The sequence below is a fragment of the Pelomicrobium sp. genome, from assembly GCF_036803785.1.
Taxonomy (GTDB): domain Bacteria; phylum Pseudomonadota; class Gammaproteobacteria; order Burkholderiales; family UBA6910; genus Pelomicrobium.
Genome location: NZ_DAIRTR010000038.1, coordinates 1 through 22,713 on the forward strand (window position 1 = coordinate 1; position 22,713 = coordinate 22,713).

The window sequence follows — 22,713 nt, forward strand, 5'->3', positions numbered from 1 at the left end:
ACCCAGCGGCGCCACGTGCCCTGTAAAGCCAGGCCGGTTTGTCCATCATCCCTGTAAGAGCCGCATTTCGGCAGCGGCGAGGGCTTCGGGGGTTCCCAGCAGCACCACCACATCGCCCTCCTCCAAGCGTGTTTGCGGCGTCGGCGCGAGCCCGCGAATGCCGCGCCGGCGGATGGCGGTGACCTCCACCTGCAGCGCCTCGAGCCGCAGCTCCTCCAGGCTCCGTCCGATGGCCGCCGCGCCTGCCGCCATCAGCACGCTGTGTAGCCGCGGCTGGGGTTTCTCGGGCGAGTCCAGGGACTCGTCGCTCTCGCCACGAAAAAAACCCCGGAACAAGGCATAGCGCTGCCGGCGCGCTTCGCGGATGCGCTTGAGCACCCGGTTGAGCGGCACGCCCACCAGCAAAAGGGCCTGGGAGCCCAGCATCAGGCTCCCTTCCATGATCTCGGACACCACTTCGGCCGCCCCGGCCTTGAGCAGGAGGTCGATGTCGCTGTCATCGACAGTGCGCACCAGCACGGGAAGATCGGGCCGCTCCTGGTGCACCGCCGCCAGGACGCGCAGCGCGGAGGGCGTGTTGGCGTAAGTGACCACTAGGGCCCTGGCGCGCTTCAAGCCCGCAGCGATTAGCACCTCGCGACGCGCCGCGTCCCCGTAGACCACGCTCTCGCCTGCGGCGGCGGCCTCCCGGATGCGCTGTGGGTCCAAGTCAAGGGCGATGAAAGGCACCCCCTCCCGCTCCAGCATCCGCGCGAGATTCTGGCCGCTGCGGCCGTAGCCGCAGATGATCACGTGCCCCTCGGTGCTCATGGTCTGCACCGCGATGCGGGTGAGCTCCAGGGCGCGCGCCATCCACTCTCCGGACGCAAAGCGGCGCACCAGGGGCTCGCTGTACTGGATCAAAAACGGCGCCGCCAGCATGGAGAGCACCATGCCGGCGAGCAGCGCCTGCATGACGGCAGTATCCACCACGGCGTGGCGGTCCGCGAGCTGCAGCAACACGAAGCCGAACTCACCGGCGTGGGCGAGCGCCAGCCCGGTACGCAGCGCCACGCCAGAATCGGCACCCGCCAGCCGGGCAAGGGCCGTGATGAGGGCGCCCTTGGCCACCACCAGCAGGGCAACGGTGGCCGCGACCCAGCTCCAGTTGGCGAGCACCGCCCGCCAGTCGAGGAGCATGCCGATGGTGACGAAGAAGAAACCCAACAACACCTCGCGGAACGGTCGGATGTCCTCTTCCACCTGGTAGCGGTACTCGGTCTCGGAAATGAGCACGCCGGCGAGAAACGCCCCCAGCGCGAGCGACAGTCCCGCCTGCTGGGTGAGAAAAGCGAGCCCCAGCACCGTGAGCAGCAGGTTGAGGATGAAAAGCTCGGAGGACTTCTGCCGCGCCACCAGGTGGAACCAGGGCCGCATCAGCCGCTGTCCCAGCACCAGGATGACGAACAGCACCAGGGCCGCCTTGACCACCGCCAGGCCAAGGGCCCAGACGAGCTGCTCCCCTGGTCGGGCCAGGGCGGGAATCGCGATCAGGAGGGGCACCACCGCCAGGTCCTGGAACAAGGCGGCGCCGATGATAGCCCGCCCGTGGGGAGCGTTGAGCTCGAAGCGCTCGGCCAGCATTTTGCCCAGGATGGCGGTGGAGGACATGGCGAGCACTGCGCCGATGGCGAAGCCCGCCTGCCACGGGACCCCCAAGGCGAGGGCGAGCAGCATGACCAGCACGACGGTGGAGACCACCTGGGCGGCACCGAAGCCGAACACCTCCCGCCGCAGGGTGCGCAGGCGCGGCAGACTGAACTCCAGCCCGATGGTGAACATGAGGAACACCACCCCGAATTCCGCCAGGTAGCTCGCCTCGGCGCTTTCCGCCACCCAGCCCAGGGTGTGGGGCCCCACCAGGATGCCCACCAGCAGGTAGCCCAGGAGGGGCGGCAAGCCGAGGCGGCGGGCCGCCACCACCACCGTCACCGCGGCGGCGAGGACGGTGAGGGCGATCTGGAGGGTGTCGTGGAGCATGGGCCGTAATCATGCCCTAGCGGCCGGGATTTGGGGCAGCGCCCGGACGGTGCCCGCCCGGGCTCTGCTATACTTGCGAACCGCCTCGCGCACCGAGCCTTCTCCCTCCCATGGGCTGCCCTGCACCGCCGCCGTTCGTTGCATGAACCCGCTGCTCACCCGTGCCCGCTTGATCCGCCTCGCCGCCTTCGACGTGGACGGCGTGCTGAGCGATGGGCGGCTCTACTACGGGGAGGAAGGCGACGCGCTGAAGGCGTTCGGCACCCTGGATGGCCACGGGCTCAAGTTGCTCGCCGCCACGGGGGTGCATCTTGCCATCATTACCGCACGCAGCTCCCGGCTGGTGGAGCAGCGGGCGCGCAACCTGGGGGTGGAATTCCTGTTCCAGGGCGTCGAGGACAAGGCCTCGGTGCTGGAAAAGCTGCTGGGGGAAATGGGACTGGAAGGGCGCGAGGCGGCCTATATGGGCGATGACGTCGTGGACCTGCCGGTGATGCGCCGCTGCGGGCTGGCCATCACCGTGCCCGAGGCGCCGGCCTTGGTCAAGCGCCACGCCCACTTCGTCACCCAGGCGAAGGGCGGTCGCGGCGCGGTACGTGAAGCCTGTGAGCTGATCATGTGGGCCCAGGGCACCTTGGACGGCGCTCTCGCGCCTTACCTGCGTTGAGCGCCGCAACCCTCGCCGTGGATCACCTGCGCGCCCTGGACCGCCTGGCTTCCTTTTTTCCCTTGCTGCTGCTCGTGGCGCTCGCGGCCCTCACGTACTGGCTGGACCGCACGGTGCAACCGCCGGCGCCGGATCTCACCGCTGCCCTGCGCCACGACCCGGACTTCATCGCCGAGGGCTTCTCCGCGGTGCAGCTCGGTCCCGACGGCCGCTCTCGCTACGTGATCACGGGCCGGCGGCTGGTCCACTACCCGGACGACGACACGGCCCATGTGGAGGAGCCGCGGGTGCTGATTACCGAGCCGGGAAAGCCTCCGGTGCGCGTTTCCGCCCGCCGGGGAATGATCACCGACGACGCAGAGCACGTGTACCTGATGGACGAGGTGCGCATCGAGCGGGGCGGTGGCATCGAGGAGGGGGGCGCGGTGCTCACCACCAGCTACCTCCACATCCTCCCCGGTGAGGAACGGGCCAAGACCGATCAGCCCGTGACGCTCGAGGACGCGAATACCGTGATCCACGGCGTTGGCTTAGAATTCGACCAGAAAACGCGAACCGTGACGATCCACCAGGTCAAAGGCCAATATGCTCTGGCGAACGGGCGTTGATCGGGCCAGAGCATGGCTCGTACGGCTCCTCACCGCGACGCTGCTCGCCTGTGGGGTCGCCTACGCGCAGCCCTTGAAGCCAGACCGGGAACAGCCGATTCATTTGGAGGCGGACAGCGGAACCTTCGACGACGCCAAGAAGACGGCGGTGTTCACCGGCAACGTGGTGCTCACCCAGGGCACGCTCACTATCCGCGCCGATCGCCTGGTGGTGACCCAGAGCACGGACGGCTTCCAGCGCGGCGTGGCCTACGGCGACCCCGCTTCTTTCCGCCAAAAGCGGCAGGGTACCGACGAGTGGATCGAGGGTTGGGCGAAGCGCATGGAATACGACAGCCGCACCGAGACCTTAGAGCTGTTCGAGGACGCGCGCATGCGCCGCGGCCAGGACGAGGTACGGGGAAGCTACATCTCCTACAACGCCCAAACCGAGCTGTTCCGCGTGTTGGGCTCCGTCAAGGGCGAGAGCACCGGGGGCGGCTCCTCGGGCCGGGTGCGCGCCGTGATCCAGCCAAAGAGCCGCGACGGCGAGGAGCGCGCGAGCGGCCGCCCGCGCTGAAGCCCGCTCGCGCCGCCACGCTCCGTGATCGCGATGGAAACACCATGAGCACCTTGAGGGTCGAGCGACTGGAAAAACGCTACCGCTCCCGCACGGTGGTCAAGGATGTGTCCCTGGAGGTGGCAAGCGGTGAGGTGGTGGGCCTGCTGGGTCCCAACGGAGCGGGCAAGACCACCTGCTTCTACATGATGGTGGGGCTCGTGCCCCTCACCCGGGGCCGCATCTTCCTGGACGACCGGGAGCTCAGCCATATGCCGATCCACCGTCGCGCCCGGCTGGGACTGTCCTATCTGCCCCAGGAAGCCTCCATCTTCCGGCGTCTCAACGTGGCCGACAACATCCGCGCGGTGCTGGAGCTGCACACCGACGACCCGGACGAACTGGAAAACGAGCTGGAGGACCTGCTCCACGAACTGCACATCACCCACCTGCGCGACAGCCCCGCCGTGAGCCTTTCCGGCGGCGAGCGCCGGCGCGTGGAGATCGCCCGGACGCTGGCGAGCCGCCCGCGCTTCATCCTGCTCGACGAGCCCTTCGCCGGCGTCGACCCGATCGCTGTGCTGGACATCCAGAAGATCGTGGGTTTCCTGAAAGAGCGGGGCATTGGCATCCTGATCACCGACCACAACGTGCGCGAAACCCTGGGCATCTGCGATCGCGCCTACATCATCAACGAAGGGCTGGTCCTGGCCAACGGCAAACCGGAGGAAATCATTTATAATGAGAGCGTTCGCAAGGTCTATCTGGGCGAGAATTTCAGACTATAATTCATAGCGTTAAGCCACCAGAGCAACTTTCATTCCGCACTGCCTTCCGGCCTCATGAAGCCTTCCCTGCAGCTTAAGCTCACGCAGCATCTCGCGCTGACGCCCCAGTTGCAGCAGTCCATCCGGCTCCTGCAGCTCTCCACGCTGGAGCTGAACCAGGAGGTGGAGCGCATCCTGCAGGAAAACCCTCTGCTCGAGCGGGAGGAGGAAGACGAAGAGTCCTCGCCCGCGTTTGCTTCCGAGCGCTCGGCGCTGCCCACCGAGTCCCTGGACACGGCGGTGCCCGGGGCGGGCGCGGAAACCTCGGACCCGATCGTCGCCCCGGATTCGGGCTGGCTCGAGGACGAGGGCTCCTACCACGGTTCCCGGGACGACGGCGAGGACGCGGGCTATCCCCAGCTTGCCGCCGGCACGCCCACCCTGCGTGAGCACCTCAACTGGCAGTTGAGCCTCACCAAGCTCTCCGAGCGCGACCGCCGGCTCACCCAGCTCCTAGTAGACGCGCTGGACGACGATGGTTACCTTACCCAGGACCTGGACGAACTGCTGGCCCTGCTGCCGCCGGAGCTGGGCGTGGAGCGAGACGAGCTCACGATCGCCTTGAGGCACCTGCAGAACCTGGACCCCCCGGGCGTCGGCGCGCGCAACCTCAAGGAATGCCTGCTGCTGCAGTTGAAGGCCCTCCCGGAGGAGACGCCTCATCTGAAAGAGGCGCTCGCGGTAGTGGAAAACCACCTGGAAACACTGGCCGCTCGGGACTACAACAAGCTAAAGCGCCTCCTTGGTTGCGACGACGCCTGCCTCAGGCAGGTGCAGAGCCTGATCACGCGGCTTAACCCGCGGCCGGGTTCGGACTTCGCCCAGGTGGAAACTCGCTACGTGGTGCCAGACGTTGTCGTCAAGAAAGTGAAGGGAGTTTGGGTCGCGAGCTTGAACCCTGAGGCCATGCCCCGACTGCGCATCAACCGCATGTACGCCGACATCCTGAGCCGCAACCGGGACGCGAGCCACCAGCAGCTCGCAGCCCAGCTCCAGGAGGCGAAATGGCTGATCAAAAACGTGCAGCAGCGCTTCGACACCATCCTGCGAGTCTCCCAGGCCATCGTGGACCGCCAGCGGCACTTCTTCGAGCATGGCGAAGTGGCCATGCGCCCGCTGGTGCTGCGGGAGATCGCCGAGACACTCGGGCTGCATGAGTCCACCGTATCGCGCGTGACCTCCCAGAAGTACATGCTCACCCCGCGGGGTACCTACGAGCTCAAGTACTTCTTCGGCAGCCACGTGCAGACAGAGACGGGCGGCGCCTGTTCCGCCACCGCCATCCGCGCCCTCATCAAGCAACTGGTGAGCGCAGAGGATTCCCGCCGCCCCCTCTCCGACAGCCAGATTTCCGAGATTCTCGGTCAGCAAGGCATCATGGTGGCGCGCCGCACCGTCGCCAAGTACCGCGAGTCGATGCAGATCCTTCCGGCGAACCTGCGTAAATCCCTTTGACAGAGGAGACGTCATGAACCTCACCGTGACCGGACATCACATCGACGTGACGCCGGCGATCCGCGATTATCTGACCTCGAAGCTTGCGCGGGTCACCCGCCACTTCGACCATGTGATCGACGTGAGCGTGATCCTCTCGGTGGAAAAAGCAAGACACAAGGCGGAAGCCTCCGTACGCGTGCGCGGCAAAGATCTCTTTGCCGAAGCCGACGACACAGACATGTACGCCGCCATCGACAGCCTGGTGGATAAGCTCGACCGTACCGTGCTGCGCCACAAGGAAAAGCAGGTCGACCGGCGCAACGGCGCGAGTCTGAAGCAGATGCCTGGTGAATAGATAATAGATAGCTGTGGAGACCGTCCTCGACGGCCCGCGGAAGGGGAACCGCACAGCCCGGGTGCCAGTAGGTTCCCGCATCCGCCGGGCCGCGATCTTTTCTGACGACGCATCATGAACCTGATCGCCAAGCTGCTTCCCGAATCCCACATCCTCCTCGACCTGGAGTGTGCCAGCAAAAAGCGCGTCTTCGAACAAGTAGGGTTATTGTTCGAAAACCAGATGCACATTGCCCGCAGCCTCTGTTTCGACTGCCTGTTCGCGCGCGAGAAGCTCGGCTCCACCGGCCTGGGCCAAGGCGTAGCCATCCCCCATGGGCGCATCAAGGGGCTCAAGGAGGCGGTAGGGGCGTTCGTGCGCGTGCGCGAACCCATTGCCTTCGATGCCCCGGACAACAAGCCGGTGCGGCTCATCTTCGTGCTGCTCGTGCCAGAGCGAGCCACTGACCAGCACCTGCAGATCCTCTCCGAGCTGGCGCAGATGTTCAGCGACAAGTCGTTCCGGGAGAAGCTGCTCGCGGCCAAGACTCCCCACGACGTGCATCTGCTGTTCGAAAACTGGGAGCCGCATGCCCCGAGTCAGCGTAGCGCGGCTGTTTGAGGACAACCGAGAGAAACTTGCCCTGCGCTGGATCGCGGGACGGGAAGGCGCGTCCAAATTCCTCGACTCGGAGGCGATCCTGCACTCCACCAAGGGCCTGATCGGTCATCTCAACTTCATCCATCCCAATTGGATCCAGGTGCTATCCACCTCGGAGACGGACTACATCTCCCACCTGGACGCGGCGCCCCTGCACCAGTTGTTCGAGACGGGAACGGTGTGCTTCATCGTGGCCGGTGGCGAGCAGCCGCCGGAGATTCTCAAAAGGCTCGCCGACGAGACGGCCACGCCGCTGCTCGCCTCGCCCCAGGCGAGCCTGGAGCTCATGTGGCTGCTGCGGCATTACCTGCACAAGGCCCTCGCCCCGTCGGTGTCCATGCACGGCGTGTTCCTCGACGTGTTGGGCATGGGGGTGCTGATCACGGGAGACTCGGGCGTGGGCAAGAGCGAGCTCGGCCTGGAGCTCATCTCCCGCGGCAGCGGGCTGGTGGCCGACGACATCGTGGAAATTTACCGGGTCGCACCCGAGACGCTGGAGGGGCGCTGCCCGCCGTTGCTGCGCGACTTCCTCGAGGTACGCGGCCTCGGAGTCCTCAACATCCGCGCCATCTTCGGCGAGACTTCGGTGCGGCCGAAAATGAACCTGAAGCTGATCGTTCACCTGGAGCGGCCCGCAGGTACAGACCTCGCCTCCATGGAGCGGCTGCCCCTGGAGGCGAGCTTCGAGGAAGTGCTGGGCGTTCCCGTGCGGCGAGTGAACATCCCAGTCGCCGCCGGAAGGAACCTCGCCGTGCTGGTGGAAGCGGCGGTGCGCAACACCATCTTGCAGTTGCGCGGCTACGACAGCACGCGGGAATTCATCCGGCGCCACGAGCGCCACATGACGAACGAGGGTGCCCCGCCAGAGGCGGACGATTAAGGTCGGGGAGACCCGGGTCCGCCGAACGCGTTCTTCCGGCTTCTTCGTGGCTCTGCCCATGCAGATCATTTTCATCAGCGGCCTTTCCGGATCAGGCAAAAGCATCGCCCTCAAGGTGCTCGAGGACGCAGGCTACTATTGCGTAGACAACCTCCCCGTGCGGCTCCTTCCCGAGACGGCCTCCTACTTCGAGCGTCACGGTTACGCCCGCGCGGCCGTCTCCATCGACGCGAGAAGCGGCGACGGGCTGGAGCTGCTGCCAGCCCAGATCGCGGCCCTGCGCGCGCGGGGTGTGGACGCGCGGCTGCTCTTTCTCGAGGCAAACACGGAAACCCTGGTGCAGCGTTTCTCCGAGACGCGTCGGCGCCATCCGCTCGCCCGCGGAGAGCTCACCCTTCCCGAGTGCATCGAGCGGGAACGGGAGCTGCTGGCCGACATCGCCGATGGCGCCCACCGTATCGACACGAGCGAGCTTTCGCCCAACACGCTGCGCAGCTGGGTGAAGGATTTCATCCACATCGACCGCTCGCGGCTGACCCTGCTGTTCCAGTCCTTCGGTTTCAAGCACGGCATCCCCCTGGACGCGGATCTGGTATTCGATGTGCGCTGCCTGCCCAATCCCCATTACGATCCGCGGCTGCGGCCCCTAACCGGCAAGGACCCCGAGGTGATCGCCTTTCTCGAGAGCATCCCCAATGTGGCGCGCATGCTCGCCGACATCCGTCTTTTCGTCTCCAACTGGCTCCCCTGCTTCATTCAGGACAACCGCAGCTATCTGACGGTGGCCCTGGGCTGCACCGGCGGCCAGCATCGGTCGGTGTACATGGTGGAACGTCTCGCCGCCCATTTCCGCCCCGAGTACCAGGTGCTGGTGCGCCATCGGGAGCTTTCCTGACCCGTGCTAAAGTAGTCGGATGCTTGGGCGTATCGCTTCCGTGTGCTTCAGGCTGCCGGTGAAAGCAGGCGACGTCCTGGTGATCGCTTCCGCCGCGACCTTGACCGCGCTCCTCGCCATTCACGCCTGGCGCCCCGGGACGGCCGAGCGGGCCCTGGTCCGGGCGGGGGGGCAGGTGTTTGCCGAGCTGGACCTCCATCGAGACCGCGTGATCCGCGTCCCCGGGCCCCTGGGTGAAACCCGCATCCGGGTGGCCGAAGGCCGGGTGCGGGTGGAAGCCGACCCCAGCCCGCTCCAGCTGTGCGTCAAGCGGGGCTGGCTGGCCCAGCCTGGCGACGTGGCGGTATGCCTTCCCAACGAGGTGAGCGTGGAGCTTACGGGAGCGGCCCGACGCTATGACTCCCTCGCCTATTGAGCTTGCCGTCACCGCGGAAGACCGGCGCGTCGCCCGGCTCGCCGCCTGGGCGATGGGTTTGGCGCTGGTGGATGCCGCCATCCCCACCCCGATTCCCGGCGTGAAGCCAGGGTTCGCCAATCTCGTGGTGCTGGTGGTGCTCACGCGCTACGGGTTCTCCACGGCGGCCTGGGTCTCCCTCCTGCGGGTAGTGGCGGCGGCGATCGCCTTCGGCAGCTTCCTCACCCCGGGCTTTTTCCTAAGCCTGGCCGGCGCCAGCGCGAGCCTCGGGGCCCTGGCCTTGGCCTGCCGTTTGCCTCGGCATTGGTTCGGCCCCGTATCCCACAGCGTGATCGCTGCTCTTGCCCACGTGGCGGGCCAACTCGCCCTGGCAACGCTCTGGCTCCTGCCGGGGAGCGCGGTGCTCAAGCTCTCCCCGGTGTTCGCCCTGGCCGCGACCGTGTTCGGCACCGTAAACGGGCTGGTGGCCGCACGGCTGCTCGCAAACCCCGGCCCAACCGCCCCTGTCCTTGCTTCCCCTGCCGCGGGGGCCCGGTGAAGACAGTCACTTTGGCCTTTACCGGCGCTTCGGGCATGCCCTATGGAATGAGGCTGCTCGAGTGTCTGATCGGCGCCGGCGTGCGGGTGTACTTGATTTATTCCCAGGTGGCCCAGGTAGTGGCGCGCCAGGAGATGGACCTCAGCCTGCCCGGCCGAGCTGCGGAAGCCCAGACGTGGCTTGCCGAGCGCTTCCATGCCGAACCACAGCAGCTGCAGGTCTTCGGTCGGGAGGAGTGGTTTGCCCCCATTGCGTCCGGTTCCAACCCGGCCGATGCCATGGTCATCTGCCCCTGCACCATGGGAACCCTCGCCGCGATCGCCGCAGGCCTGGCGGAGAACTTGATCCAGCGCGCCGCCGACGTGATGCTCAAGGAGCGCCGTCCCCTCGTTCTGGTGCCCCGGGAAACGCCCCTGTCGGCGATTCACCTGGAAAACATGCTGAAGCTGGCCCGGGCCGGAGCAGTCATCCTTCCCGCAAACCCGGGCTTCTACCACCGACCGGCCACGGTGGAGGCCCTGGTCGACTTCGTCGTGGCCCGGGTACTGGACCACCTGGGCGTGGCCAACACCCTGATGACCCGCTGGGGCGCACCCCCGGCAGGGGCCTAAGCTTCGGCCCGGCTCCCGGGGCGCCAGGCTCATCCCTCCCCGAAATAGCCTGGAAAATCCCGTGCATAGCAGGGCGGGGACGTCAGCTCTCCCTCCGTGAGGGGGGGATCGGTCTGGGGCAGGCCCCGAGCCCGAGCCAACGCTGCGAAGTGGGCCCGGGCCGTGGGCGGGTCAACGAACCGGGCCCCTTCCCCGTCCACCAGGCGCACGCCCGCTTCCGTCACGATGAAATCCATGGGGATGTCGTGGGGCTGGGCATAGAGCTCCGGCAGCCGCTGCATCTCGTAGGCCACCGCGACGGCGATGGGCCTTGGCTGGGCGGCGGCCAGGGTCCGGTCGAAGTAGCCGCCGCCATAGCCCAGGCGGTAACCCCGGTTGTCAAAGGCCACCGGAGGAACAAAGGCCACGTGGGGACTGACCACGGGGGTACCCACCGGTACCGGAATACCAAACACTTCAGCCCGGGTGGGGGCACCGGGCCACCAAACCCGGAATTCCAAGGGACCGCGTTTGTCCACCACGGCCGGCAGCGCCGTGACCGCGCCCCGGCGGCGAAAGGTGCGGGCCGGAAAGCGGGCGTCGTATTCCCCCTGATACGGCCAACACACACCCACGAGCCATCCCCGGCCGATGGGGAATGTCTCTTCGATGAGGCGAGTGATGGCGGCCTGGCAGCGGCTGCGCACTGCTGGATCCAGGCGGGCGCGCCGAGCGATGAGGAGCGGGCGGAGCTGCCGCCGCCAAGCCGCCACCGCCTCGGGCGAGGGCGGGCGTCCCCCCGGGGGCGGCGGCAAGCCATCCGTCTCGGCAGCCTCTTGTGGCATCATAAAGCGCTAAAGCTCTTAAATGTGAGAGTATAACCTCAAGGGCCGGAAACCCGAACCCGCCGCCTTGAGCGCGCGTCCAAGAAATATCAGGCCCGCAGCCGCTGCGCGGGAAGGGGCTGGTTTGCTTCGACCGCCCGATGGCCGGGAATGAGTTGAGCCTCCGCAGCGTATCGAGAAAGCTTTGAGAGGAGGAAACGATGAGACAAGCCCTGCGTTTCTGTGCCGCCGCGCTCTTCGCATGGGCCAGCACGGTCTGGGCCGCGGAAAGAGCCTCAGGACTCGCGAGCCCCAACGAAATCCACCTTCCCGATTGGTTCAAGGTGAGCTTCCTGGACTTCAAGGAAGACCTCCGGGAGGCCGCCGCCGCAGGCAAGCGCCTCATGGTGTACTTCGGCCAGGACGGCTGCCCCTACTGCAAGACCCTGATGGAAGTGAACTTCACCCAGAAGGACATCGTCGAGGTGACCCGCAAGCACTTCGACGTGATCGCCATCAACATCTGGGGGGATCGCCCGGTCACCTGGATCGATGGCAAGGAGCGCAGCGAAAAGGAGTTTGCCGCCCACCTCAAAGTGCAATTCACGCCCACGCTCCTGTTCCTCAATGAGAAGGGCGAGGTGGTGCTGCGCGCCAACGGCTATTACCCGCCCCCCAAGTTCCGGGCTGCCTTGGATTACGTGAGCCAGCGGCTAGAGACCCGGATGAGCTTTCCCGAGTACCTGGCCAAAGCGACCGGCGCCCAGGGCGGCAAGCTGCGCGACCAGGCCTTTTTCATGAAACCCCCCCTCGTCCTGCAGCGGGACAAGGTGCCGGCAAGCCGCCCCCTGGCAGTGCTGTTCGAGCAGCCGGACTGCGCTCCGTGCGATGAGCTCCACACGGTCACCTTCAAGGCACCGGAGACCCTGGCCCTGATCCAGCGCTTCGACGTGGCGCGAGTGAACCTGCTGGGCACGCAGCCCCTGGTGACGCCCACCGGGGAGCGACTCACCGAGGGTGAATGGGGGCGCAAGCTCAAAGTCGGCTTCGCCCCGTCCGTGGTGTTCTTCGACGAGCGGGGCCGCGAAGTGTTCCGGGTGGAAGCGTACCTGCGGCCCTTTCACTTCCAGACCGCCCTCGACTATGTGGCGAGCAAGGCCTACCAGGATCAGCCCAACTTCCAGCGCTTTCTCCAGACGCGGGCCGACCGCCTGCGGGCAGAGGGTAAGACAGTCTCCATCTGGTAGCGAGCCGCGGCGACCGGCGCCGCAGGCGTAAGCCCGGTGCGCCAGCCTACCTGGCGCGGATCAGCAGTACCGGCGCGGCCGCCCGCCGGACCACCCCCTCCGCCACGCTGCCCAGGATCAGGTGCTCGAACCCGTGGCGGCCGTGGGTGCCCATGATGATGAGCTCCGCGCCCCAGCGGGTCGCTTCCTCCACGAGGGCGGCGGCGATGCGCCGACCCGCAGCGTCCACCAGCACGGTGTCCGCCTCCACTCCCGATTCGGCGCACCGTCTCTGCGCTTCGGCAAGGAGAAACTTCCCCTCTTCCTTGAGCCGCTCGGTGAGGTCGATGAGACCCTCGGTGCTGGTGTGGCGCAAGCTCTCGTACACATGGGCAAGCCTCAGCACGGCCCCCAGGGTTTTGGAGAAGCGAATCGCCTCGGCGAGCGCCGCCTCGGAGGCCGAACTGCCGTCGATGGGGACGAATATCCGTTGGTACATTCTCTTCCTCCCGATGCGTGGCGCCGCCTCCGTCGCCGAATTAGCCCCCTTCCCTGATCCGGTGCTCCTGCGCGAGTCGCACAGGCAGGCGCTTGAGCCTCACCCCATAGTGTAGCGGCTCTTCCCGGATGTGGTAGTACGCCGCCAGTCCCGCGTTGCGCAAGACCTGGGCCACCAGCGGGTCACAGCGGACCAGGTGGATTTCCCGGTAAGGGTTGAGGGAGCGCTCGCAGAAGTAGAGCAGCGTTTCCAGGGCTCTTTCTTCCACTTTGTCCAACTCTTCGAGAACCACGATGAGCTGCTTGCGCCACGCGCAAGCGACCCGCTCGTAGGCGCCAATGCACTGCTCGCACGCCTGGCGGTCGAAAGCGCCCCTGACGCGCAGCGTGATGGAACCGGCTCTGTAATAGCAGTATACGGACGGTGCCACGATCCCTCCTCGGTGCGGTTCGTCCCAGGCCGAGAGCTTCGGAAGGGGCCAGGAAGAGGGACCCCTCGGCCTTTTGACGGCAAGCCTAGCCGGTTTCCCGGGCTCGGCCTTGATCCAGATCAACCCTCTCGCATGTCCCTATCGGGATCGTCCAGGCATTTCACCGGTCAGGGCTTTTCGCCCGCGCTTCGCGCACGTGCCGGCTTTCGGAGGGCTTACTCCGGCCAGGTCCAGTCGAGCACCTCCGGCATGTCTTCTCCGTGCCGTTCGATGTAGTGCCGGTGGTCGATGAGCTTGTCCCGCAGCGCCTGCTTGGCGTAAGCGGCGGCGTAGCCCAATTTGGGTACCCGATCGATCACGTCCATGGCCAGGTGGAAGCGGTCCAGGTCATTGCGCACCGCCATGTCGAAGGGGGTCGTGGTGGTACCCTCCTCCTTGTAGCCGCGCACGTGGAGGTTTTTATGGTTGGTGCGCCGGTAGGTGAGCCGGTGGATGAGCCAGGGGTAGCCATGGTAGGCGAAGATGATGGGCTTGTCGGTCGTGAAGAGCCCGTCGAACTCCCGGTCCGAGAGGCCATGGGGATGCTCTTCCTGGGGCTGCAGCGTCATCAAGTCCACCACGTTCACCACCCGCACCTTCAACGCCGGCACGTAGCGGCGTAGCAGGGTCACGGCGGCCAAGGTCTCCAGGGTCGGCACGTCGCCCGCGCAGGCCATGACCACGTCGGGCTCCGAGCCCTGATCGTTGCTCGCCCAGGCCCAGATGCCAATCCCGCTCGCCACGTGCTTCACCGCCGCGTCCATGTCCAGCCACTGGGGCGCGGGCTGCTTGCCCGCCACGATCACGTTCACCAGGTTGCGGCTTTCGAGGCAGCGTTCGGTCACGGCGAGCAGGGTGTTGGCGTCCGGGGGCAGGTAGACGCGCACGATGTCCGCCTTCTTGTTCACCACCAGATCGATGAATCCCGGGTCCTGGTGGGAGAACCCGTTGTGGTCCTGGCGCCACACGTGGGAGGTGAGCAGGATGTTGAGGGAGGCGATGGGGCGCCGCCACGGGACCTCCTTGGCCACCTTGAGCCACTTGGCATGCTGGTTGAACATGGAATCGACGATGTGGATGAAGGCCTCGTAGCTGGAGAACAGCCCGTGGCGCCCGGTGAGGAGGTAGCCCTCCAGCCATCCCTGGCAAGTGTGCTCGGAAAGGATCTCCATCACCCGCCCGTCGGGGGCAAGGTGTTCGTCCTCGGGCAGGATCTGGGCCATCCAAGCCCGATCGGTCGCCTCGAACAGGGCGTCGAGCCGGTTGGAGGCGGTCTCGTCAGGCCCGAACACGCGGAAGTTGCGCGCCTCGCTATTCAACTTCATCACGTCGCGCAAGTAGCGGCCCATCACTCGGGTTGCTTCCGCCACCGTGCGCCCGGGGTGGGGAACGTCCACCGCGTAGTCGCGGAAGTCGGGAAGCCGCAGCGCCTTCAGCAACAGCCCCCCGTTGGCATGGGGGTTGGCCCCCATGCGCCGCTCCCCCGAGGGCACGAGCGCCGTCAACTCGGGCCTGGGCCGTCCGTGCTCGTCGAACAGCTCCTCGGGCCGGTAGCTTTTCAACCAGCGTTCCAGCAGCTTCAAATGCTCCGGATTCCGGGCGAGACCGGAGAGCGGCACCTGGTGGGAGCGCCAGAAGCCTTCGACCTTCTTTCCGTCCACTTCCCTCGGACCGGTCCAGCCCTTGGGGCTCACCAGGATCAGCATCGGCCAGCGCGGGCGCGGAGCGAGCCGCCCGCTCCGCGCGCGCTCTTGGATCTCGCGAATCTCGCCAACGATGCGATCGAGCGCTGCTGCCATCTGCTGGTGCATGGGCTCGGGTTCCGTACCTTCGACAAAGTAGGGCTGGTAGCCGTAGCCGATGAAGAGGGATTGCAGCTCGTCCCTGGGGATGCGCGCGAGCACCGTGGGGTTGGCGATCTTGTAGCCGTTCAAGTGCAAGATGGGTAACACGGCCCCGTCGCGCGCCGGGTTCAGGAACTTGTTGGAATGCCAGGCGGTGGCAAGGGGTCCCGTTTCCGCCTCTCCGTCCCCCACCACGCAGGCCACGATCAGCCCCGGATTATCGAAAGCAGCACCGAAAGCGTGGGCCAAGGCGTAGCCCAGCTCGCCGCCCTCATGGATGGAGCCCGGAATCTCCGGTGTCGCGTGGCTGCCGATGCCGCCGGGAAAGGAAAACTGCCGGAACAGCCGCCGCATTCCCTCCTCGTCCTGGGATAGCGCCGGATGAAGCTCGCTGTAGCTGCCCTCGAGCCAGGCGTTGGCCGCCAGAGCGGGCCCGCCGTGGCCTGGCCCGCAGACAAAGATCATGTCCAAGTCATGAAGTCGGATCGCCCGGTTGAGATGGGCGTAGATGAAGTTCAGTCCTGGCGTGGTCCCCCAGTGGCCCAGAAGCCGGCGTTTCACGTGGGCAAGCGTCAGAGGCTCTTTCAGCAGGGGGTTGTCGTAGAGATAGATCTGCCCTACGGAGAGATAGTTGGCGGCACGCCAATAGGCATCGATGCGCCGCAGCTCGTCGGGGGCAAGGGGTCCGGCTACCCCGCTCGCCGTCGCAATCTCGTTCATGCGCTCATCCTTCCCTTGAAAGTAACGACCTGCACAAAAGCGCTCCGCGGAAGCGCTTTTGCCTTGCCCAGCATCGCATGGCTCGATGTCGTCGCAAGTAGCGCGGTCATCACGCCGCGTGGCGCGCCCGGGACACGGCGGCGAGTAGCCGGTCGTAGGCCTCGGCAAAGCGTCGCACCCCCTCGTCCAACAGCCGGTCGGCGACCTCTTCCAGGGCGATGCCCGCCTCCGCCAGCGCCTCCAGGAGGCGCCGCGCCTCCTCCACGCCTTCCTCCAAGCTCGCCCGCGGCCGGCCGTGGTCGCGGAAGGCGTCGATGGTGGCGGGGGGCATGGTGTTCACGGTGTCCGGACCGATCAGCTCCTCCACGTACAGCACGTCCCGGTAGGCGGGGTTTTTAGTACTGGTAGAACCCCACAGCAGGCGCTGGGTGCGCCCGCCCTGGGCCGCGAGCCGCTGCCAGCGCTCCGAGGCAACGAGGCTCTTGTAGTCCTGGTACGCCAGCTTGGCGTTGGCAATCGCCGCCTGCCCCCGCAGTCTCTCGAGCCGGCTGCGCTGCGCCTCGGGCAGCGCGCCCCGCAGCCGCTCCTCGATCCATCCGTCCACCGCCGTATCGATGCGGCTCACGAAGAAGCTGGCGACGCTCGCCACGGGTTCCAGGGCCAAGCCCGCGGCCGCGCGCCTTTCCAGGCCTGTCATGTACGCCTCGGCCACCTTCCGATACACGGCCCGGGAGAAAAGCAGGGTCACGTTGACGTTGATCCCATCGGCGATGAGGGTCTCGATGGCCGGCAGCCCCGCCGGCGTCGCCGGCACCTTCAACATCAGGTTGGGGCGATCCACCTGGCGCCACAACCGCTCAGCTTCCTCGATGGTGGCCCGGGTGTCGTGGGCAAGGTGGGGAGAGACCTCCAAACTCACGTAGCCGTCGCGCCCCCCTGTCGCATCGAACACCGGTCGCAGGAGATCGGCCGCATCCCGGATGTCGGCCATGGCGAGCGCTGCGTAAAGCTCCTCCGGGCGTGGGTCGCCTTTTTCCAAGGCCTGCCGGATGGCGGCGGCGTACTCCCGGCCCTGGACGATGGCCTGCTCAAAGATGGCCGGGTTTGAGGTGAGTCCCTTAAGCCCGTCCTCAGCGATGAGCCGGGCGAGCTGGCCAGAGGCGATGAGATGGCGGGAAATGGAATCGATCCAGAAGGATTGCCCGAACTGCTCCAGTTGCCTCAAAGGATTCATAGGATTCCTCCCTCGGATCCGGTGGCCTTCTCTGCCTCACCACAACGGCAGACCACGGCCGAACACGGGAGTTCAGCGCGCTTTATTTGACCACCAGGACATCGCATGGCGCCTCCATCACCACGTGCAGGGAGACGCTGCCCAGCACGAAGCGCGCCAGCTCCGAGCGGCCGTGGGCGCCGACGGCCACCAGGTCGAAGGCGTCTTGCCGCGCGGTGTTGACGATCACTTCGGGGGCGTAGCCATGAACCACCCTCGTCCCCGGGCGCTCGCCCTCGGCCCCCCACTCCCGCAGAAAGGCATCCAGATCCGCCTGGGCTTCCCGCCGGGCCGCTTGCACGTATCGCTCCACCACTTCCCGGTCCACGCCGGCGTAAAACAGCTTGCCCTCGAAGGGCAGCTCGAAGGCGTGGAGAATCGTGATGGCGGCCTCGGGCACCAGGCGCCGTGCGGCCTGCAGCGCAGCGCCGGAGCCGGGCGAGAAGTCGACCGGCACCAGAACGCGTCCGTAGGGTTGCGCCGCCCCTTGCTTGACCACCAGGGTCGGACCCTCATTATGACGTACCACCTTCTGGGCCGTGGCGCCCAGAACCAGATCGCGAAAAAAGTGTTCCCCGTGCCCGCCGATCACAGTGAGGGCGGCGCCCCACGCACCGGCCCGTTCGGCGATCTCCTGGTATACCCGCCCAACCACCACCTCCGGGTGCACGGTGATCCCGTGGGTCTGGGCGAGCCGGGCAGAGCGCTCGGCGAGAGCTTCCCGCGCCCGCTCCTTGAGCTCCGGCAACGGCCCCGCCCCGGCGGTGGCGAGCCGCCGCAGGACCTCCAGGTGGTAGCGCTCCACCACGTGCAGCAGCAGCAACCGGGCGCCGTGGCGTGCGGCCAGCCCCGCCGCGCGCTCGACCGCCCTATCGGCCCGTTCGGAAAAGTCCGTCGCTGCCAAGAAGTTCTGAGGCTCGCCCATGCTACTCCCTCCTCAAGTGAGCTCTTTCGCAATGACGCCCGCGGCGTAATCGGCCGCGTCGCGAAATGGCGTGAGCACCCGATCTGCGCCCGCCGCCCGCAGCGCCCGGGCATCCTCCTCGTCATGGGCCACCATCGCCACCGTGCCCCGGAAGCCATGGCGCTTGAGGGCCCTGAGCAGCCCTAGATTCACGTCCCGCTGAGGCAGCGTGCTCACCACCCAGCGGACGTGGTCGAGGGGGAGCAGGGAGGGTATCTCGGGATCCTCTGCGTCCCCGAAAATCACCCGCAAGCCCTGCCGCCGCCGGGACCGTACCGTTTCCGGGTCGAAGTCCACGCCGAGCACAGCGACGCCCTGGTCGCGCAACAGCTCGGCCAGCCGGCGCCCGTAGCGGCCGAGCCCGAACACGATCACGTCGGTCTGATGGATCGACGCTGCGACGCGCTCCACCGCCGCCTCGCGAAATGGATGGCGCCGCTCGAACACCCCCAGCCAGCGCCCCACCCAATCATAGAGGGTTTGGGAATACAGGATCATGTAGGTGGATAGGGCGATCGTCACCAAACCCACCAGGGTCACGAGCCCCAGGGTCTGGGGCCCCACGTGGCCGAGGGAAATGCCCATGGCGACGAAAACGATGGAGAACTCGCTGATCTGGGCCACCGTGAGTCCAGCGAGAAAGCCCGTACGCTTGCGATAGCCCATGTAACCCATGATGGCCATGACGATGAGGGGGTTTCCGACCAGCACGAACAGAGAGAACACCACCGCCGCCGGGAGCTCCTCACCGAGAACCGGCAGCTCCAGTTTGGCCCCGAGATCGATGAAGAAAAAGAGCAGGAGGAAATCCCGCAGGCTCACGAGCCGGGTGGCCATGGCGTCCCGATAGGGCGTGGAAGCCAGAGAGAAACCCGCGAGAAAGGCACCCACCTCCTTTCCGAAGCCGAGCCAGTCCCCGGCCGAAGCCAAGGCGACGCCCCAGGCGACGGCGAAGAGCAGCAGAAGCTCCTGGGATCGGGCCATGACGTGGAGCAAGCGCGGCAGCAGCGAGCGCATGGCCACGAAGATGAAGAGCGCCAGTCCGCCCACTTTGATTCCCAGCCGCGCGAGAAGCTCCCCTCCGTCTCCGGCCGCCCCGGCCGCGCCGTGGGTACCGATCGCCATCATGGCGAGTACCACCGCCACGTCCTGTACGATGAGAAACCCAAGGGCGATGCGCCCGTGCAGCGAGTCGATCTCGCGCTTGTCGGAAAGGAGCTTGACGATGATGATGGTGCTGGAGAAGGTCAAGGCGACGGCGACGTAGACCGCCTCCAGATGATCCATTCCCAAGGCCAGGCCAATCAGGTAGCCGAACACGATGGTGAAACCGAGCTGTCCCAGACCGGTGGCGAGAGCCACCGGCCCCAGATGCCGCACCAGGTGCAGGTCCAGCTTGAGCCCCACCGCGAACAGCAGGACCGTGACCCCGATCTCGGCGAGCAGCGCCACCTCGTCGTAGCTGCGCACCCACTGGAGGCCAGCCGGCCCCACCAAGATCCCCACCAGGATGAAGGCTACAATAAGCGGCTGCTTGAGCCGCACCGCCAAGGTGCCGGCGGCGGCCGACACGGCGAGCAGGAGGGCGAACTCGTAGTACACGCTCATCCTGCTGCCTTACGGCACGACCAGCATCGGACATGGAATCGCCCGCAGCCACTCCCTGAGCGTTCCTTCACCGGCTAGCGCATTGCCCGGCGCGACCAGCGCTGCGCTGCGACGCTCCCGGGTAGCGCGCGCGAGCGTCGTAGCGAGCGCCGCGGGGATCCGTTGGCAGCCCTCAGCCTTCCAGCCCCGCTCTTCCAGCCAGCGGTCGGCCTTCTCCCGCAAGTGCTGGAACGCCTGGGAATTCTCCGCCGGGATCAGCACGCCGAGGCCGCACCGGGTGGCATGCGCGAGGTGCGCTGCCGCGCCGAGGGCTCGATACGCGGCTGCCTCACCGTCGAACAGCGCGAGCACGGCCCTGGGCGCTTCTTCCCCGCTGGCGGCGCCTGCGGTCTGCCCCAGCGAGCGCCGGGCGAGCAGCACGAGATCCCGCTCCCCTGCCCGGGCGAGGGCAGCATCCCATACCCGACCCCTAGCCACCTGGAACGACCACTGTATCCGTACCCGGACCGCGGCCTCCTCCAGCAGACGCCTCACCTGCTGCGCCTGTAGCCTGAGGGCGCGCTCCACATCGGCCGGCGCCACACGCCGCGGAGCAGGCATGGCAAAGCCCGATTCCTTGGCGATCGGCAGGCCCGCCAGGCGCAACAGATCGACGTCCTCCACGAATAGGCCGGACAGCTCCGCCCGCAACGCTGAAGCGAGCTTGGTCGCCAAGCGAAGCGTCCACTCAGCGAGGGCCGCGTCATCGAGCGCCACGACGATCCGGCCGCCGGCGAGCTCATCTCTCCATTCGGTCATGCGGGTCTTCCGCCCTTCCTCGCCGCGGCAGGCCCGCGGGCGACTCTGCGTCGGCGGCGCGCTTCCTTGAGCGGTGCCGAATACATCCGGCGCAATTGGGACAGCTCCATCAGCCGCAGCGCGACCCGGTAGTTGATGCTGTCGGGTGCAAGTTCGCCCTTCTCGTCCGGTGCGCCCGCCGCGATTCCAGTCAGCAGTTCGATGGCCTGATCCACGGTTTGCACCGGATAAACGTGGAACTTCCCGGCCGCCGCCGCCTCCACCACGTCCCGACGCAGCATCAGGTGCTTGACGTTGCAGGCGGGAATCAACACCCCCTGGTCGCCGGTCAGCCCCCGCTCCCGACAAATGTCGAAAAAGCCCTCGATCTTCTCATTGACCGCGCCGATCGCCTGCACCCGCCCATGTTGGTCCACCGAGCCGGTGACCGCGAGGGACTGGCGGATGGGCGCCCCGGCGAGCGACGAGAGCAGGGCGCACAGCTCGGCGAGGGAGGCACTGTCACCCTCCACCTCGATATAGGTCTGCTCGAAGGTGATGCTCGCCGAAAGGGAGAGGGGCTGGTTCGCCGCGAAGCGCGCCGCCAGGAACGACGACAGGGTGAGCACACCCTTGGAGTGGATCGCACCGCCCAGCTCGATCTCGCGCTGGATATCGACCACCTCGCCCTCCCCCAGGCGTGTGGTGGCGGTAATGCGGGTGGGCCGGGCAAAGGAAAAGTTGCCTAGGCTAAACACCGAAAGACCGTTCACCTGGCCAATGTGCTCCCCGTGGGTGTCGATGAGCACCGTGCCACGGAGAATCTCCTCCTGGATGCGTCGCTTGAGCCGGTCTGCACGCCCGATCTGGTTTTGCACCGCGTCGTGCACGTCTTCGGCGCTCACCGCCTTGCGCCCGGCCTCCCGGGCCAGGAAATCCGCCTCGGCGAGCAGGTCCTTGAGGCTCTGGGCGTGGGCCGAGAGTTTTTCCCGGTCGCCTGCGAGACGCGCGCTGTGCTCGATGAGCCGGGCCACAGCCCCCCGGTCGAAGGGAAGCAGGCGGTCCCGGCGAGCCATGCTACCGATGAGACGGGCATAGAGCAGCTCGTTATCCCGGGTACGCGGCAGTTCGTCCTCGAAGTCTGCAGCCACCTTGAACAGTTCGCCGAAGTCCGGGTCGTGGGCCTGGAGCAGGTAATAGAGCAGTCGGGAGCCGAAAAGGACCACCTTCACCTCGAGGGGTATGGGTTGCGGTTCCAGGGACACGGTGCTCACGAGACTGTAGATCTGCCCGAGCGATTCGATGCGGATTTCCCGCGTGGAAAGAGCGCGCTTGAGCCCTTCCCACGCGAAAGGCTGGGCGAGGAGCTTATGGGCGTCCAGCAGGAGATAGCCTCCGTTGGCGCGGTGCAGCGCGCCGGGTTTGATCAGCGTGAAGTCCGTGACCAGGGCGCCCATGTGGGCGATGTGCTCTACGCGTCCCGCCAGGTTCTGGTACGTGGGGTGGTCCTCGAAAACGAGGGGCGCGCCGCCCTGCTCGCCGTGGTCCACCAGGACGTTGACCTCGAAGCGGCGGAAGGGCGGTGTCTCGGTGACCTGCGCCCCGAGCGCGGCGAGGGGGCGCTCCTCCGGCTTGCGGAATTCATCCATGGTCTCCACCACATTGGACTGGACCTCATCGATATAGCGTTGCACCTCGGGCAGATCGCCGTAACGTTCTTTAAGCTCCTCCGTGAGGTGGCCCACCGCGAACATGACCGCCTCGCTGTTGAGCTGGCGCATGCGCTCGCGTCGTTCCTTGCGCCACTGCCGGCTCTGATGAACGATGGCAGCAAGCCGTTCGTGCAGCCGACCGATTACCTCCTCGATGCGCTTCTTTTCTTCCTCCGGAAGCCGCTCGTAGTCTTCCGGGGCGATCACCTCGCCGCCCCTGGTGGGTGCGAAGGAAAAGCCACCCGGTGTTCGCAGCAGCACGATTCCCTCCCGCGTCGCCTCTTCTCCCAGTTTCTCGAGGGCCGCCGCCTCGCGCTCGGCGTACTCCACCTCGATCTGCTGGGCGCGGGTGCGGTATTCCTCGCTTTCGAACGCGGCCGGAATCGCCA

At 66.7% G+C, this 22,713-nt stretch carries 23 protein-coding genes; 13 read left to right on the forward strand and 10 right to left on the reverse strand.

Annotation, left to right across the window (positions count from 1 at the left end):
* Nucleotides 1-45 precede the first annotated feature (45 nt).
* Nucleotides 46-2,019, reverse strand: coding sequence for a monovalent cation:proton antiporter-2 (CPA2) family protein (locus V7Q81_RS06440; RefSeq protein ID WP_333841107.1), 1,974 nt, complete (start codon nucleotides 2,017-2,019; stop codon nucleotides 46-48).
* Between the two features lie 142 nt (nucleotides 2,020-2,161).
* Here V7Q81_RS06440 and V7Q81_RS06445 point away from each other — a divergent pair, with 142 nt between their 5' ends.
* The 12 genes from V7Q81_RS06445 to V7Q81_RS06500 all read left to right on the forward strand — a co-directional run bounded on the left by V7Q81_RS06445 (nucleotide 2,162) and on the right by V7Q81_RS06500 (nucleotide 10,429).
* A complete protein-coding gene (locus V7Q81_RS06445) occupies nucleotides 2,162-2,686 on the forward strand; it encodes a KdsC family phosphatase (RefSeq protein WP_333841108.1) in 525 nt (174 codons plus the stop codon).
* On the forward strand, nucleotides 2,683-3,294 hold the full coding sequence (gene lptC, locus V7Q81_RS06450) for an LPS export ABC transporter periplasmic protein LptC (protein ID WP_333841109.1): 612 nt from the start codon (nucleotides 2,683-2,685) through the stop codon (nucleotides 3,292-3,294). Before V7Q81_RS06445 ends, lptC begins: the two co-directional genes overlap by 4 nt.
* Entirely contained in the window at nucleotides 3,272-3,853 is a 582-nt protein-coding gene (gene lptA, locus V7Q81_RS06455; RefSeq protein ID WP_333841111.1) for a lipopolysaccharide transport periplasmic protein LptA, read from the forward strand. Before lptC ends, lptA begins: the two co-directional genes overlap by 23 nt.
* A 44-nt stretch (nucleotides 3,854-3,897) precedes the next feature.
* Nucleotides 3,898-4,620, forward strand: a complete 723-nt coding sequence (gene lptB, locus V7Q81_RS06460; protein WP_333841112.1) for an LPS export ABC transporter ATP-binding protein — start codon at nucleotides 3,898-3,900, stop codon at nucleotides 4,618-4,620.
* Nucleotides 4,621-4,674: 54 nt separating this feature from the next.
* Entirely contained in the window at nucleotides 4,675-6,114 is a 1,440-nt protein-coding gene (locus tag V7Q81_RS06465) for an RNA polymerase factor sigma-54 (protein ID WP_333841113.1), read from the forward strand.
* A 13-nt stretch (nucleotides 6,115-6,127) separates the two neighbouring features.
* The gene (gene hpf, locus V7Q81_RS06470) at nucleotides 6,128-6,451 is read left to right on the forward strand and encodes a ribosome hibernation-promoting factor, HPF/YfiA family (RefSeq protein ID WP_333841114.1); all 324 of its coding nucleotides are present in this window, start codon (nucleotides 6,128-6,130) and stop codon (nucleotides 6,449-6,451) included.
* A gap of 114 nt (nucleotides 6,452-6,565) precedes the next feature.
* Nucleotides 6,566-7,051, forward strand: a complete 486-nt coding sequence (gene ptsN / locus V7Q81_RS06475) for a PTS IIA-like nitrogen regulatory protein PtsN (RefSeq protein ID WP_333841116.1) — start codon at nucleotides 6,566-6,568, stop codon at nucleotides 7,049-7,051.
* A complete protein-coding gene (hprK, locus tag V7Q81_RS06480; RefSeq protein WP_333841118.1) occupies nucleotides 7,020-7,970 on the forward strand; it encodes an HPr(Ser) kinase/phosphatase in 951 nt (316 codons plus the stop codon). The genes ptsN and hprK overlap by 32 nt, the downstream gene beginning before the upstream one ends.
* Before the next feature lie 58 nt (nucleotides 7,971-8,028).
* A complete protein-coding gene (rapZ, locus tag V7Q81_RS06485) occupies nucleotides 8,029-8,865 on the forward strand; it encodes an RNase adapter RapZ (RefSeq protein WP_333841119.1) in 837 nt (278 codons plus the stop codon).
* Nucleotides 8,866-8,884: 19 nt separating this feature from the next.
* Entirely contained in the window at nucleotides 8,885-9,280 is a 396-nt protein-coding gene (locus tag V7Q81_RS06490) for a NusG domain II-containing protein (RefSeq protein ID WP_333841120.1), read from the forward strand.
* On the forward strand, nucleotides 9,261-9,818 hold the full coding sequence (locus V7Q81_RS06495; protein ID WP_333841121.1) for a Gx transporter family protein: 558 nt from the start codon (nucleotides 9,261-9,263) through the stop codon (nucleotides 9,816-9,818). The genes V7Q81_RS06490 and V7Q81_RS06495 overlap by 20 nt, the downstream gene beginning before the upstream one ends.
* Complete coding sequence (locus V7Q81_RS06500) at nucleotides 9,815-10,429, forward strand: flavin prenyltransferase UbiX (RefSeq protein ID WP_333841122.1); 615 nt, start codon at nucleotides 9,815-9,817, stop codon at nucleotides 10,427-10,429. Before V7Q81_RS06495 ends, V7Q81_RS06500 begins: the two co-directional genes overlap by 4 nt.
* Before the next feature lie 29 nt (nucleotides 10,430-10,458).
* Here V7Q81_RS06500 and V7Q81_RS06505 read toward each other — a convergent pair whose 3' ends face one another.
* Complete coding sequence (locus tag V7Q81_RS06505; protein WP_333841123.1) at nucleotides 10,459-11,256, reverse strand: 5-formyltetrahydrofolate cyclo-ligase; 798 nt, start codon at nucleotides 11,254-11,256, stop codon at nucleotides 10,459-10,461.
* A gap of 197 nt (nucleotides 11,257-11,453) precedes the next feature.
* Here V7Q81_RS06505 and V7Q81_RS06510 point away from each other — a divergent pair, with 197 nt between their 5' ends.
* A complete protein-coding gene (locus tag V7Q81_RS06510; protein ID WP_333841124.1) occupies nucleotides 11,454-12,479 on the forward strand; it encodes a thioredoxin family protein in 1,026 nt (341 codons plus the stop codon).
* Nucleotides 12,480-12,525: 46 nt separating this feature from the next.
* Here V7Q81_RS06510 and V7Q81_RS06515 read toward each other — a convergent pair whose 3' ends face one another.
* The 8 genes from V7Q81_RS06515 to V7Q81_RS06550 form a co-directional block, all read right to left on the reverse strand.
* Nucleotides 12,526-12,957: a universal stress protein gene (locus tag V7Q81_RS06515; RefSeq protein WP_333841126.1), complete on the reverse strand. Its 432-nt coding sequence runs from the start codon at nucleotides 12,955-12,957 to the stop codon at nucleotides 12,526-12,528.
* Between the two features lie 40 nt (nucleotides 12,958-12,997).
* Nucleotides 12,998-13,387: an STAS domain-containing protein gene (locus tag V7Q81_RS06520; protein ID WP_333841128.1), complete on the reverse strand. Its 390-nt coding sequence runs from the start codon at nucleotides 13,385-13,387 to the stop codon at nucleotides 12,998-13,000.
* A gap of 215 nt (nucleotides 13,388-13,602) precedes the next feature.
* A complete protein-coding gene (locus V7Q81_RS06525) occupies nucleotides 13,603-15,990 on the reverse strand; it encodes a phosphoketolase family protein (protein WP_333841129.1) in 2,388 nt (795 codons plus the stop codon).
* A gap of 109 nt (nucleotides 15,991-16,099) precedes the next feature.
* On the reverse strand, nucleotides 16,100-17,224 hold the full coding sequence (gene tal, locus V7Q81_RS06530; protein WP_333841131.1) for a transaldolase: 1,125 nt from the start codon (nucleotides 17,222-17,224) through the stop codon (nucleotides 16,100-16,102).
* Between the two features lie 82 nt (nucleotides 17,225-17,306).
* Nucleotides 17,307-18,188: a universal stress protein gene (locus V7Q81_RS06535; RefSeq protein WP_333841133.1), complete on the reverse strand. Its 882-nt coding sequence runs from the start codon at nucleotides 18,186-18,188 to the stop codon at nucleotides 17,307-17,309.
* A gap of 12 nt (nucleotides 18,189-18,200) precedes the next feature.
* Complete coding sequence (locus V7Q81_RS06540) at nucleotides 18,201-19,835, reverse strand: cation:proton antiporter (RefSeq protein WP_333841134.1); 1,635 nt, start codon at nucleotides 19,833-19,835, stop codon at nucleotides 18,201-18,203.
* 9 nt (nucleotides 19,836-19,844) lie between these two features.
* Entirely contained in the window at nucleotides 19,845-20,633 is a 789-nt protein-coding gene (locus V7Q81_RS06545) for a hypothetical protein (RefSeq protein ID WP_333841136.1), read from the reverse strand.
* Nucleotides 20,630-22,713, reverse strand: a 2,084-nt coding sequence (locus V7Q81_RS06550; RefSeq protein ID WP_333841138.1) for a Lon protease family protein, incomplete at its 5' end; no start/stop codon positions are given. The genes V7Q81_RS06550 and V7Q81_RS06545, both read right to left, overlap by 4 nt.